At 49.7% G+C, this 12,634-nt stretch carries 12 protein-coding genes; 10 read left to right on the plus strand and 2 right to left on the minus strand.

What is annotated here, in order from left to right:
- The first annotated feature begins 268 nt into the window (after nucleotides 1-268).
- The gene (locus tag PG888_RS15110) at nucleotides 269-1,594 is read left to right on the plus strand and encodes a tyrosine-type recombinase/integrase (RefSeq protein ID WP_182939006.1); all 1,326 of its coding nucleotides are present in this window, start codon (nucleotides 269-271) and stop codon (nucleotides 1,592-1,594) included.
- A gap of 9 nt (nucleotides 1,595-1,603) precedes the next feature.
- On the opposite strand, the gene PG888_RS15115 is transcribed toward PG888_RS15110, so the two are convergent.
- A complete protein-coding gene (locus PG888_RS15115; protein ID WP_182939007.1) occupies nucleotides 1,604-2,542 on the minus strand; it encodes a hypothetical protein in 939 nt (312 codons plus the stop codon).
- A gap of 446 nt (nucleotides 2,543-2,988) precedes the next feature.
- Here PG888_RS15115 and PG888_RS15120 point away from each other — a divergent pair, with 446 nt between their 5' ends.
- The 4 genes from PG888_RS15120 to PG888_RS15135 all read left to right on the plus strand — a co-directional run bounded on the left by PG888_RS15120 (nucleotide 2,989) and on the right by PG888_RS15135 (nucleotide 6,976).
- Nucleotides 2,989-3,165, plus strand: a complete 177-nt coding sequence (locus PG888_RS15120; RefSeq protein WP_182939008.1) for a helix-turn-helix transcriptional regulator — start codon at nucleotides 2,989-2,991, stop codon at nucleotides 3,163-3,165.
- A 402-nt stretch (nucleotides 3,166-3,567) separates the two neighbouring features.
- The gene (locus PG888_RS15125) at nucleotides 3,568-4,209 is read left to right on the plus strand and encodes a YagK/YfjJ domain-containing protein (RefSeq protein ID WP_182939009.1); all 642 of its coding nucleotides are present in this window, start codon (nucleotides 3,568-3,570) and stop codon (nucleotides 4,207-4,209) included.
- Nucleotides 4,210-4,331: 122 nt separating this feature from the next.
- A complete protein-coding gene (locus tag PG888_RS15130) occupies nucleotides 4,332-5,375 on the plus strand; it encodes a Fic family protein (protein WP_182939010.1) in 1,044 nt (347 codons plus the stop codon).
- Nucleotides 5,376-5,560: 185 nt separating this feature from the next.
- Nucleotides 5,561-6,976, plus strand: coding sequence for a DUF6880 family protein (locus tag PG888_RS15135; RefSeq protein ID WP_024945972.1), 1,416 nt, complete (start codon nucleotides 5,561-5,563; stop codon nucleotides 6,974-6,976).
- A 37-nt stretch (nucleotides 6,977-7,013) separates the two neighbouring features.
- Here the strand turns inward: PG888_RS15135 and PG888_RS15140 are convergent, their stop codons facing one another.
- Complete coding sequence (locus PG888_RS15140; RefSeq protein WP_024945971.1) at nucleotides 7,014-7,928, minus strand: WYL domain-containing protein; 915 nt, start codon at nucleotides 7,926-7,928, stop codon at nucleotides 7,014-7,016.
- 102 nt (nucleotides 7,929-8,030) lie between these two features.
- Here PG888_RS15140 and PG888_RS15145 point away from each other — a divergent pair, with 102 nt between their 5' ends.
- From PG888_RS15145 to PG888_RS15165, 5 genes are all read left to right on the plus strand, one after another.
- The gene (locus PG888_RS15145) at nucleotides 8,031-8,252 is read left to right on the plus strand and encodes a hypothetical protein (protein ID WP_182939011.1); all 222 of its coding nucleotides are present in this window, start codon (nucleotides 8,031-8,033) and stop codon (nucleotides 8,250-8,252) included.
- A gap of 15 nt (nucleotides 8,253-8,267) precedes the next feature.
- On the plus strand, nucleotides 8,268-8,705 hold the full coding sequence (locus tag PG888_RS15150; protein WP_231556950.1) for an ADP-ribosylglycohydrolase: 438 nt from the start codon (nucleotides 8,268-8,270) through the stop codon (nucleotides 8,703-8,705).
- Nucleotides 8,706-8,808: 103 nt separating this feature from the next.
- Nucleotides 8,809-9,300: a hypothetical protein gene (locus PG888_RS15155; RefSeq protein ID WP_270693718.1), complete on the plus strand. Its 492-nt coding sequence runs from the start codon at nucleotides 8,809-8,811 to the stop codon at nucleotides 9,298-9,300.
- A 113-nt stretch (nucleotides 9,301-9,413) separates the two neighbouring features.
- A complete protein-coding gene (locus PG888_RS15160) occupies nucleotides 9,414-10,598 on the plus strand; it encodes an NUDIX domain-containing protein (protein ID WP_024945968.1) in 1,185 nt (394 codons plus the stop codon).
- A 67-nt stretch (nucleotides 10,599-10,665) separates the two neighbouring features.
- Nucleotides 10,666-12,612, plus strand: coding sequence for a GmrSD restriction endonuclease domain-containing protein (locus PG888_RS15165; protein WP_197077964.1), 1,947 nt, complete (start codon nucleotides 10,666-10,668; stop codon nucleotides 12,610-12,612).
- Nucleotides 12,613-12,634: the final 22 nt, after the last annotated feature.

A 12,634-nucleotide genomic window follows, 5' to 3' on the forward strand; every position in this document is an offset into this window, starting at 1 on the left:
GCCAGATTCATTGTCGCCAAAAACGACCAAGGGGTTGGCGTCGTGATGATGCCAACCCCTTGTTTTATATGGGGCTCCCGACTGGAGTCGAACCAGTGGCCTGTCCCTTAGGAGTCCAGAAATTATTAGTTTCATATAGAATCAGTTGGTTTTATATTAAATGTTTTTTTGATTAAAAACAGTTGTTTACATAATATGTCTGTATCAAGTTGTTTCATAAAGTCTCACTCCAATGCACTGCACTGGAGGGGTACAGAGAGGGGTACGGATGGCGATAAGTAAAGACTTGGAGATCTCGTCACTCAAGCCAGTCGAAGGGGTTAAAGTGAAACGCTATGCGATTCAATCGAAGCATGGTGGCGGACTCAAAATAGAAATCCGTGAAAGTGGCCTCAAGCGTTTTGTATATCGCTTCAAGATTGGTGGTAGTGAAGGCGAATTGTTGCTGGGGAGTTATCCTGCTCTGACTCTGGCTAAAGCCAGAGAGGAGCATGGGAAAGCGGTGCTGCTTGTGAAGCGGGGCATTGATCCTACCAAGTTTGCGGCACAAGAAAAGGCTAAAAATGAAACAGCCCTGACGATGGATGAGTTGCTTGGACGATGGCTCGAAGCACAGCATGTTGCTCAGGCCGTCAAACCCAAAACCCTCCAATGCCATCAGGAGCGTTGGAATCGTCATCTCAAGAAGACTCTGGGCAATATTCGCTTAATCGATCTGACTCGTGCCCACTTGGCACAAGCGTTAGAGATAACCAGGCGCGCAACAAAAGACGAAACCCGTAAAGGGTTGGGAACGCTGAACCAGATGTTGGATTATGCAGTGGTTCACTGTTTGATCGAGGCCAACCCTGCGAGACTGTTGCGACCAAAGGACTTTGGTGCCAGTGCCGGTTCGCCAAGAGAGCGATGGCTGACAGTTCCCGAATTGCGCAGGCTGTGGAAGGCGATAGATGAGGATCTTGGGAGTGGTGGTAGCTTGGCGGCCGGAGGGCGTGGCGTTTCTCGCCATGCCACTATTTCTCTGCCAGCGGCGAATGCGATCAAGCTATTGATACTGACCGGATGTCGTAGAGGCGAAGTCGCTAATATGCGTTTTTCACAGATAAAAGATGATATATGGACTATACCTGAAACAAAAAATGGTAGAGCTCATACTGTTTTTATTTCCCCTCAGGCGAAATCAGTCATTGAAGAGCAGGCGCAGTATGCCAATGGTGATTTCGTATTCGAATCTGATCGCCCCAAAACAGATGAAATAGAGCCAATTTTAGTTGACTCGATAACCAGAGCTTTAAGGCGATTCATTTCTCGTTCGCTATCTGATATGGAACCATTTACCGTACATGATTTACGACGTAGTGCTGCAACTAATTGGGCTGAGAGATTAGACGCAGAAGAGAGAGTAATCGAATTGTGTTTGAATCACCTTCCACTCAATAAATTGGTTAGAACCTATCATCGTTCACAACATGACGATAAGAAAAAAATGCTATGGCAACGTTGGGGCGAGTTGGTCGAACTAGAGGTGGCAAATGATCCGCAAAAAACTAATATTCATAGCAATGTTATTGAATTCGTAAGAAAATTAAAATAAAAAGGCGGACTAGTGTCCGCCTTTTTTTATTTGTTCATATTCTTCTCTAATCAATCTTGTGACGACCTCATTTTTTCTTCTATCAGTGTTTTCACAAATAAAATCTAGCTTTTTTATAATGTCCTCAGATAGAACAATACTGACAGCCTTCTTGCCATTGTTTTTATCCCGATATGCCTTTTGCGACCAAGCAGACTTCATTTTTGATATTAGGAGCTCTCTTTTGTCTGGATCGTCGTTCAGCAGATCGAACGTCGCAACAACTCCATTTAAGTAGTTATCGGGTTGGTTGTTATTGATAAACCATATAGGAGGATTGTCTTTAAATAGATAATGCCATGCCCATTGTTGATTATTTTTATTTGTCCAATTTAAAACCTCGTTTTTTTCTGTGCAACGCATCCATTTTAATTTAAGCTGCTCCAATAGTTCTTTTTTTTGTAAGGTTTTACAATCAATTAAATCAAAGAACTCAATGATATTTTCTTTTCTTGTTTTATTATCTTTCGGTAGTGATTCTATGTTAGCTATTTCGTAAAAATATTGCCCGCCTAAAGAAGATGCTTGTGTTTTAAATATGTCACTTCTACTTGGCGATGGAGTGTGATTGGCTAGTATTTGTTTTAATGATGATTCTTTTAATAACCGAATATAAGACCAAGCATAGATACACAGCCTGCTATTTTTGGTGTCAATCCAATCAAATAGAGGAAGATCTATACACTCATTCCCAACCCAAGAAATAATTTGTTCCTCGTTAATATCATTGTTGCTATAAAAACCAAATCTATTGAATGCTAGTCTATTTTCAATATGTAGCTTCTTTTCATTAATCATTCCCAAGACAATAGATTTCGTGCTTGTTGGACTAATAGATAAGCTAAGCAACTTGGATATAAATCTCATCCCTCTCTGATCTAAATTAATTAACTCTATGATCTCTGGCATATAAAACCTCTTTGGTTTTAGGTGTATGACTTAGTCATTTGGTGAGTATTTTTTGATGCACAAATGTCATTTTATGAGTGATTTGCGAGTGTTTTTCAACATCTTATTGTCAATAATTTGCTTTGTCTCACGTAATTGAGAGTAAGCGGATGCTTGGTACATGAGGCCTCCCCCATCTAAGCTGTGATAGAGGTAGTTGTGAGAAATTTTCCGGCATTTAGTGAGGATACCATTTTAAATACTATGATCTCTAGCTGGGTCAATTTAACGTAGAAGTTGGATAGAGGTGATTCTCCAGTCTTACAACTTGCTAGCTGTGGTGCAGAACGTAAGAGGAGCGCTTGTTATTTCTCTCGTGACATGCCTCAGTTTCTACGACGTTCTGAAGAGCATTACTTACTTTTTTACACGAGCGCCACGTCCTATGGACGACAAAGGAGCTCATCATGAAACTACTTAAATTGAAAGTTGTCATCGCAATGACATCACTATCTAAGGCATCAGTTTATCGTCAGATGAATGACGGGACATTTCCAGCATCAGTTAAGATCGGCCCAAGATCTGTTGCTTGGGTTAGCTCTGAAATAGAGTCGTGGATTGAAGAGAAAAGAAATCTTCGCTAAGGCTAATTTCTGACGAGCAATTGAAATAAATTGGCTCGTTGTACAGGCTACAAGTCTTGTCCTATCTGGGATTAGAGTCATTCGGTTGGTTTTATATTCAACACTTTGGTGTCGGCAATAGTAATATATAAATAAGGAGTGCAAGTAAACATCGAATAACACTGCATACGCAGTATGCAGCTCGACAGTACAAACATGTAGATTTCATAACCATCAGCATGCCGGAATTCATAACCTATTATATCGTTATGTTGATATCTCTGTTTCAAATCTTCAATGAAAGTGTGCTAGTGCACACTCGAAAACTGCTACCTAAATTCTAACACAGGCATACATTCGCAGAGTGTGGTCCTTCTTCTACCAATGGGGTTTAATATGTTTGGCACTCTTAATGAGTATCGAATGGCGGCTGAACGCCACTACCAGAAAAATGGGTGTACTTTTGATAAGGATAACCTCAGTAAAATTGTTACTGTGATGAATGATGCTTTTGCTCAATACTCTAGAGTCTTTGCTTTTAGAGTTGACCTTCGCTTCCCTGATAATATTTTTACTATGATCTTATCAGAATGCAGTTCACGTTATCATGGCGCTGTGCTGAAAGCATTCTTTGCGGAACTTGAAAAACTGTTTGTTCTGGATCAGATACGCCAAGCTACAAATGGGAAAAGAGTTCGCAAAACAGCAATCAGATATGTTTGGGCGAGGGAGCAAACAGCAGAGGCTGTCGTTCCTCACTATCACTTGATGTTTTTCTTAAATGGGGATGCCTATTGCTCTCTGGGAAGATTTAAGTCTGAGAATATGAATCTGGCAAACAAGCTTAGAGTGGCTTGGCATCGAGCCGTCTTTGAAGCGGATTTATCAATTGATTTTTGCAGGAGGCGAGGGTTGGTTCAACTGTCAGAGGAGGGACAGCACGAAGTTTTCTCAGATGATCCTGTGGCTATAAAAAAAGTGCTGCTCCATGCGGCATACCTTGCCAAAAAGGAATCCAAGCGCCGTGGGCAGGGATATCAGTGTTTTGGGGGGAGTAACCTTTGAAGGCTTATTAGTGTTGATAAAAGACTTTTACTGCAGCTTTAGATGGCATCTGATCCGGGAGTTTCTGCACCCGGATCTGTTAAGCTAACCCTCATTTGTTATCGCATCAGTTGGAGTAACCCATGGCAGCCTATTCCCCTCCCTTCACCCTGACCCACGCCATGTTGAGCCGGGTGGCGGACATCGCCGAGTTGGTGGGGCAGTGGCGGTTTGCTCAGAGCTCCCAGGTGCCGATGCTGCGTCGAGAGAACCGGATCCGCACCATCCAAGCCTCGCTAGCTATTGAGCACAATACTCTGAGTGTTGAGCAGGTGACGGCAGTGATTGAGGGGAAGACGGTACTTGGGCTTCCACGGGAAATCCAAGAGGTCCGTAATGCGTTTGCTGCCTATGAGGTAATGCCTGATTGGGATCCTGCGTCTGCGGAAGATTTGCTCAGTGCCCACGGGCGACTGATGCTCGGACTCTGTGATGATGCCGGGGCATGGCGCAGTGGTGGAGTCGGTATTTATCGTGGTGAGCAATTGGTACATATGGCACCGCCAGCCAATCAAGTGCCACGTCTGATAGGACAACTGTTGCAATGGTTGGCAGATACTGAAGCCCATCCCTTGATCGCTTCTTGTGCGTTCCACTACGAATTGGAGTTCATACATCCCTTCTCTGATGGGAACGGGCGTATGGGACGCTTATGGCAGACGGTGATCCTGAGTCGCTGGCAGCCTGTTCTGGCCTTCTTGCCGGTCGAAACAGTCATCAAGGAGCGACAGGAACACTATTACCAACAGCTAAGCCAAGCCGACAGACTGAGTGACTGCACCGACTTCATCCTGTTTCTGCTTGAGGCATTAAGGGATGCTTTAGCTCAAGCGATTGCTGTTCAACCTGCATCGCAAGCCACTCAGTTGGAAAAAACGCGGGTAGAAAATCAGGCAAAAACGAAGGTAGAAATGCGGGTAAAAACGCCGGACTTGATCTTGGGTGTTTTAGCTGTTGAGCCAACCTTGACCCTCAAACAAGTGGCTGAGCGGATAGGCAAATCAACCAGCACCGTTGAGCGGGCAACTTCTGCCTTGGTCAAGGAAGGGCGGTTGCGTTTTGTCGGGCCGCGTAAGGGGGGACATTGGGAAGTGCTGCCAGTGGGAGGAGAAACAGTTACGCAATGATGGTTCTACGAAAGGTGAGCTACACAGCCATGTAAGCCCCTGGAGGGGTGAGAAGGGGATAATGGATAACTCAATTGCGATTATTGCAGTGTGGTCGGGATGCTGAAGCAGCCGTGGATAGCCATCCGTGCTGGGCTTCGGCACAATGCCCACATCCATGGATCTGATGACAGACAACACTACTGATGGCTCGCATATTCACAAAGGCCCAATTGAGTAAACTCGAGAGCAAGAGCCAAGCCGAACTGTTGGCTATCGTGCTTGAGCTGGCACAGCACGTCCCCCTCGCCAAGAAACACCTGATTAACCAGTACCTCACCGCTGAAGAGGCGTTGCTGGAGCTGGCCAAAAAAGAGTACAAAAAACTCACCCGTCGTCTTCCTTCCTGGGATTACCAAGAAGTCGATGCCTTCTTCGCTACCTTGTGCACGGAGTTTATTCCGCTGCTGGGCAAGGGGATTACAGCGTCACCCAGGGAAGGAGAAACCTTTGCACTCGCGTTGTTGGGGCAAGCCAGTGAGCTGTATGAAAAGATGGATACCTCCAGCGGGAGCTGGGAGGATTACCATCTAGCGCTGGTCGAGCAGTGGCTAATGGCTATCGGTGCTCAACGTGAGTCCGTATCGTCTGAAATGCTGGCGCATCGGTTGCGTGAGGGATGGACCAGTATCGACCCCGCCATCAGCATCACCTACCTGCTTGATTACCGCGAGGTGCTGGGCACCCCGCTGGTGCGGGCCTTGCGGGATGACTATGCAGCTGCAGGCCAGTTGCCTGAAGCGCTGGGCTTGAGTCTTAGCTTGAGCGATATCGCGTTTTTTGATCAGGTACAGCAACAAGGGGGATTTACCCATCCCCGTCAGCAGATCGACTATGCACGTTTGTTGATTGATGAGTTGCGGGCCGAGCAGGCCATTACCGTGTTGCAGGCAATGGACCCGGAACAGCTGCAGCGCCATCGTCAATTGACGGGCTGGCATCAGGTGCTGATCCAGGCCTATCAGGAAGAGGGACGTCGTAACGATGCCCACGCCTTGGCATTGAGTGCCTTTGCCGCGACTCGGAGTAGCGAATTTTTTACAAGCTATTGTCAAAGTGGGGATGAGCCGAGAGAGGTGGCATTGGCCCGCTTTGTAGCAATTGCTGAACAGTGGGATCTCTACGGGGTCTTGCTGTTGTTGGACGAGATAGAAGCTTGGCCGCAACTGGTACAGCGGCTCGCAAATACCCCAGATACAGCCTTGTTGGAAGTGCTCGCCATCCTGACCTGCTCCACGGTGCGCACCTGGTCGAGCCGCCTCTATCAACAGGGGTTTACGGCGGTGGCTGTGCGTCTGCGTCGCCTATTGGTGACCTATGTCGTGAATCAGGGCAAGAGCACCTACTATACGGGGGCTGTGTCGGATCTGAAAAAGAGCCTGGATTATCAAGCGACCCTGATGGAGGGGGATGGGCTGAGTGCACTCTCTTCGCCACAGGATTACTTAAATCAGCTGTATCAGCAGCATAAGCGTAAAAGCAGCCTCTGGGAGTTGGTTCGCCAAAAGCTACCGGCCGTCACCATCACGGCGAGCGGTGTGCTGTATCAGGCGGGGAAATAAGTGGAGGGGCATCGGCCCCTTCATTATTTCAGCCAGTTCATGACAGCATATCGGTGCGCTTTAGCTTGAAGCGACATCCCTGTTCAATTAACTCGGTCCGGTTGGCCAACACCAGGGGGTGTTGCAGGGACAGATCACGATGTTCACCGTCATAGCTCACCTGTAATCGCTCTAGGGCATAGTGCAGTAAGGGAATGCGCTGGGTGATCAACAGCTTCCCCTCCACCATTGCGTAATCGCTGGCGATGATGGCTTGCTGAGTGGTGCTGAGCTCGGGGTTGGGCACAACTACTGCAGTGACCTGAGTATTCCATTCCCGATCTTGCTTGCGGCCATGTTCCGACGCATTGAGCAGTTCGGGAGTCCCCCGAAAACGGCTCATCACGAAGTCCAGATATTCTCCCTTCTTCTCGCAGTAGGCGCGTACATGCCAGCGAATGCCGTCATAGACCAGGGTGTGCGGCACGATATTGCGGCCACTTCTCTCTTCTGAACTCAGCGACACATAGTCCACATCCACCCGCAGCTGGCTGCGGGCGGCCTGCACCAGACCGCGCACGATGACGGGCTCGATATGGCGATGGGGCACATCCAGGATCTCGATATGGCCGTAACGCAGATCCATCAGAGGTAGGCTCAAAACCCCAGCTACATGCTGGCGTTGATGTTGTTTCTCCCGGTGCAGCAGCATCAGGTACTCATCCACCTTGCCCTCGCTAAAACGGGGGGCGAACTGAGCGGTAGGTTTGTATCCCTTCAGCCTTTTGTCATACACCAGCCCCTCTGGCGAATAGTCGTTGAGGTAGAGGTTGATATCTCGCGATGCCTGCTGACGGCCGATGTTGAATGCGGTGCAGAGGTGATTGGTGGTGAGGCGGCCTTCCCACTGCAACACGATTTCCAGCAGGCGAAAGCGCAGGGTCTGATCCCAGGTGAGCTCATTGGGGGTCATACGTGCTCCAAAATGCGACATGTTTATGTGATCAGTATCGTCATGAGTATACAGGCTACATATACTGCTCGCATCTGAAGTCTGTGCCAAAGGAGCCTGCTTATGAGCCGCTATCAGGATACTGCCTTGCTCAAAGGACTTTGTTGTCTGGCCACTGCCGAGCAGGTTCACGAGCTCATCACGGTGGTCACAAGGGAAGAGTTAGCAATTGGCTTACCCAAGATAGTGCATGCCAGAGCAGAGTCTGAAGTGTGCAGGTTGGCACGGTTGGCTATGCATATCGAGCAAAATCGGTTGGATCGCACGGACCTGCCTGTCTACTAGGGGAGGGAGCAACTGATGGCTGGCGCTGCCGCCTTGCTGGGTGAGGATGGCAGCCTCGAATGCCAGGATGCCCTGCGGCTGCTGGCGCTACTGCTCGACAAGTTGCTGCGGGGCGGGCGTGGTAGCCAGCAGGCCAAGCTCAATGGGCTCACACTCACAGCCATGGAAAGCCGCGCATTGGCAGCCAACTCTCTGAACACTGGTTCTGTAGTCCGGGGAAGTTGGCGGCGAAAAACACGCAACCAGCTTGGCCATGCAAGTTGGCTCGATGTGGTAGAAGCCGCGCTCTGGTGTTTTTGGCACAGCGATGACCTGAGAGGTGGGGAGGCTCTATTAGGCGTGTTGCTGGGGTCAGATAGCCGAGTGCGCTTGGTCTACGGTATGCTTGCCGGGGCTTTCTATCTAGCAGATACGGCAACCATCTCTGCGAATCCCTCATCTTCATCTGCCTGAAAACACGACATGTGAAAAACCACAGTATCGAGATGGTCAGGCGGGATGGATATAGTCAACCCAAAGAAATCGGCAGTCTATCAGTCAACGATCAGGGGGAGATATGACCTGTAGCACTCAAAATACTAGCTGTGATTGCGAAGGTCCCAAGCGTTATCGCATCAAGGCTGCCCGTTTCCCATCCTGTACCTTAGTGGCTGTTTTGCTGCTGGGGTTATTGTTTCAAACAGTGCAGGCTACCGACTGTACCTACTGCAAAGACAGCCTCGGTAATACCCGCTACCAGTGTGACGATGGCAAGAGCGGCACCCTGCGCAAGGACAGTCTCGGCAACGTCAGAGACTCGCAAAGCGGCACCACCTGGCGCAAAGACTCCCTTGGCAATGTTCGCAGCAGCGAAGGCACCACCTACCGCAAAGACAGTCTGGGCAATGTGCGCGTCAGCAATCCCGGCACCGGCGATACTGTCACCTGGCGCAAAGACAGCTTGGGCAACATGAGATCCTCTGGTGGCACCGTCTGTCGCACCGACTCACTGGGCACGCTGCGCTGTGATGGCAATGGCACGCCGCCTGCCGTTCTACAGACCAAATGAGCACGCTCGCTGCGCATGATACAGGCCTGTGACCCACGCCATGGTCTGACCGCTCGTGAGCTGATATAGAAAGATATTTATCCCTTTGTTCGCCATCAAGAAAGGACTCGATCATGTGGCTGTTCACCAAGTTCGGCTTTTTCTCTATCGTCCAGAAAGATCACGATCAGGACAATATTCTCACCATTCGCAGCCGCACTAGAGGGGATCTCGATCGCCTGCGTAATCACTACCTGCCTTCGCTTTCCTCTTCCAGAGCACATGAGGGAACCGACTACCCCTGGCGGGCCAACGCAAGCGCTGCGGCCCTGAAGGAGGCGATGAGCACCATAGTGCAAGAGATTGATTACTCGAATTTCAAGAGCGAGGTCGGGCTTAGCACCGGCCATGCGCGTGCCAAGCGCTATAGCAAAGTCTGGTCAGCGATGTACGACATGCCGGAAGACCTACCCGAACCCCATGCGACCGATTTTGAGGGGCTACCCTGGTCGCCCCCCAGTTCGTCCAAGAGCAAAGCGGTGGCCTATGGCGGGGTGGTGATCGATCCCCATGGTTATTTGCTGATGCGTGAAGTGAAAAATCATTTCGATGGTTACGTCTGGACGTTCGCCAAAGGTCGGCAGGACAAGGGGGAAAGCCCGAGAGAAACCGCGCTGCGGGAGGTCTGGGAAGAGATGGGGGTCGATGCCACTATCCTTATCCCCATCGCTGGTGAGTTTGCGGGTGGCACCACGCTCAATCGCTTTTTCTTGATGGTGGTGGACAGAGGGACGGTAAACCTCGGTTACGGTAACGATGAGACCGAACGCTTATGTTGGGCGACACCCGCAGAGGCAGAACGCCTGATCGCTCAAACCAGCAACCCTATTGGCCGCTCGCGTGACCTTGCGATCCTCAAGGCCGCTCAAGATAGCCTTCCGAAGATGTTGCCGTTGGCTCGCCCCGTGGCGTGTCGCTCCGACTGGCACAGTCTGCCCATGCCCGCAAGCCGGATAACCGTGCCGCTGGAGACGTGTTACTCCCCCTCGGAGATGGCCGCGATAGTCTGCGGTTCATTGTCGATAAGTCAGGATGACAAGTGGTTTATCTTCTATGAGGATGGTGTATTGCACTGCCACCGCAGTGCGACAGGCATCTGCCTATATCGGGTTTATTTCCAGCCAACTGCAACAGGGTGGCAGGCCAGCCAGGTAGAAATCAACCGACACCCAGGGCAGCACACAGAGTCAAATGACAGCATGAATTTGGCTTTATTGGAATCAATCATGGACGCGCTGCGGCTCATGAGGCCCATCTAGTCGGTTTAAGTGGAAATAAGTTTTGGGGGGATTACCCGATGACCTCCTTGGTGGGGGGGCGTTTGGAGTGGCTCGTCAAGACATTCCTTCTAAAAAAAAGCATAATGTAGAATCACTTACTGAGAATGTTTCGTCTGACATGAGCACTATCACTCCGCACTACCGCAGTGTGCAGCAGTTACTGCAAAGCCAATCTTTTGCCATCGACGAGTACCAGCGTGAGTACAAGTGGGAAAAGGAGAATATCGAAGAGCTGTTGTCTGACTTGCAGGCCAAATTTTTTAGCCACTACAAGCTAGGCGACGAAACCACAGCAGTCAGCAGCTATGGCGAATATTTCCTCGGATCCATCATCGTCAGCAAGCGCAACGGTAAAAACTATCTAATCGACGGCCAACAGCGGGTAACTTCTCTGACCCTGTTGCTCATATGCCTGTATCGTGCAGCCAAGATACAGAAACTATCGGTGGGAGGAACAGTTGCCCCGCTTATCTTTAGCGATAACTTGGGCAAACCCAAATTTAACCTCGACATACCCGAGCGACTGCCCGTCATCAAGGCGCTGTTTGAAGGCCAAGAATTTAATCCAGATGGTAAAGATGAGTCCATTCAGACCATGTACGCCCGCTACAGCGACATTGAATCGAACGATCTGATCGCAGATCTGGGTGATGCACTGCCACATTTCATCTACTGGTTGTTGACCCAGGTAGGCTTGATCGAGATAGCGACGGATAACGACAGCTATGCCTACGCTATCTTTGAAACGATGAATGACCGGGGCAAACCTCTGAGTCCGGTAGATATGTTGAAGGCCTATCTGCTTGCGCCGATTGAAGAACCGGAAGAGCGACAGCAAGCTAATCAGACATGGAAGAGAGAGGTGCTGGAGCTAATCTCTTGGGATGGCAACCACGAACCTGAGCGAGATGCCAATTGTATTAAAGCCTGGTTGCGGGCGCAGTATGCCGAGAGTATCCGCGAACGCAAGGCTGGCTCAGTAGACAAAGACTGGGAGTTGATTGGTTCTGCATTCCACCGTTGGGTGCGTGACCATAGTGACCAGATGGGGCTTGGTAAGTCCCAGGGGAACCAGAAACTGATGGTTGAGAGTTTCCCGTTTTTCGCCAAGGCCTATCGGCACATCCTGCACGCCAGCAAGAATTACACACCAGGTATGAAGGCGGTTTACTACAACGCGCACAATGATTTCACTTGGCAGAGCACGGTATTGCTCGCTCCGCTAGTTGAAACCGATGATGACGATACAGTGAAACGCAAGTTGGCAGTGACAGCGACCTATCTGGACATTTGGTTGATGCGTCGAGTAGTGAATTACGTCCGGGTTGGGTACTCCAGCGTGTCTTACGCCATGTGGTTGTTGTGTCGAGAGATCCGGCGCAAAGCACTACCGGAATTAGTAACCATTCTCAAAAAGAAACTGGCGGATGATGAAGTGACATTCTCCGGCTATGAGGCAAAAGGGCGAACTGGCATTGATGGATTGGGACTCAATCAGTTCAGTCGTCGTTATATTTACCATCTGTTGGCACGGCTAACAGAGGCGACCGAGGTCGGAGCGGGGCGTACCGAGACATTTGATAAATTGGTGGATCGCTCTCTTAAGAATCCATTCGATATCGAGCACATTTGGGCAGACGATTACGACGTACTGAAGGAGCAGTTCAGCACTGAGCAAGAGTTTCAGGATTGGCGCAACCATGTTGCTTCGCTTTTGTTATTGCCTGCAGATGTTAATCGGAGCCTACAAGACAAGCCGTTCCCTCAGAAGCGGATGCACTACGCCAAACAGAATTTTTACGCCGCTAGCCTAGATGCCAGCGCGTATGAACATCAGCCACAGTTTCAGCAGTTTGCAACCCAAAACCAGTTGCCTTTCAAAGCCGCCGAAGTATTTGACAAAACTCAGCAACAGACGCGGCGTGAACTCGTTGTGGGGCTAGTGGAATTGATCTGGTCTCCGGATCGCTTAAGTGAAGCCGCTTATGCCTGACCGATCGCAGCAGCCAAGGTAA

The sequence above is a fragment of the Aeromonas sp. QDB23 genome, assembly GCF_027707745.1.
GTDB lineage: Bacteria > Pseudomonadota > Gammaproteobacteria > Enterobacterales > Aeromonadaceae > Aeromonas > Aeromonas allosaccharophila.

Excerpts from the sequence above, each read along its gene's own strand:
- PG888_RS15130 (WP_182939010.1), top strand. The coding sequence starts at position 4,332 with ATGGCAGCCTATTCCCCTCCCTTCACCCTGACCCACGCCATGTTGAGC.
- PG888_RS15110 (WP_182939006.1), top strand. The coding sequence starts at position 269 with ATGGCGATAAGTAAAGACTTGGAGATCTCGTCACTCAAGCCAGTCGAA.
- PG888_RS15150 (WP_231556950.1), top strand. The coding sequence starts at position 8,268 with ATGGCTGGCGCTGCCGCCTTGCTGGGTGAGGATGGCAGCCTCGAATGC.
- PG888_RS15115 (WP_182939007.1), bottom strand. The coding sequence starts at position 2,542 with ATGCCAGAGATCATAGAGTTAATTAATTTAGATCAGAGAGGGATGAGA.
- PG888_RS15125 (WP_182939009.1), top strand. The coding sequence starts at position 3,568 with ATGGCGGCTGAACGCCACTACCAGAAAAATGGGTGTACTTTTGATAAG.
- PG888_RS15155 (WP_270693718.1), top strand. The coding sequence starts at position 8,809 with ATGACCTGTAGCACTCAAAATACTAGCTGTGATTGCGAAGGTCCCAAG.
- PG888_RS15160 (WP_024945968.1), top strand. The coding sequence starts at position 9,414 with ATGTGGCTGTTCACCAAGTTCGGCTTTTTCTCTATCGTCCAGAAAGAT.
- PG888_RS15145 (WP_182939011.1), top strand. The coding sequence starts at position 8,031 with ATGAGCCGCTATCAGGATACTGCCTTGCTCAAAGGACTTTGTTGTCTG.
- PG888_RS15120 (WP_182939008.1), top strand. The coding sequence starts at position 2,989 with ATGAAACTACTTAAATTGAAAGTTGTCATCGCAATGACATCACTATCT.
- PG888_RS15135 (WP_024945972.1), top strand. The coding sequence starts at position 5,561 with ATGGCTCGCATATTCACAAAGGCCCAATTGAGTAAACTCGAGAGCAAG.
- PG888_RS15140 (WP_024945971.1), bottom strand. The coding sequence starts at position 7,928 with ATGACCCCCAATGAGCTCACCTGGGATCAGACCCTGCGCTTTCGCCTG.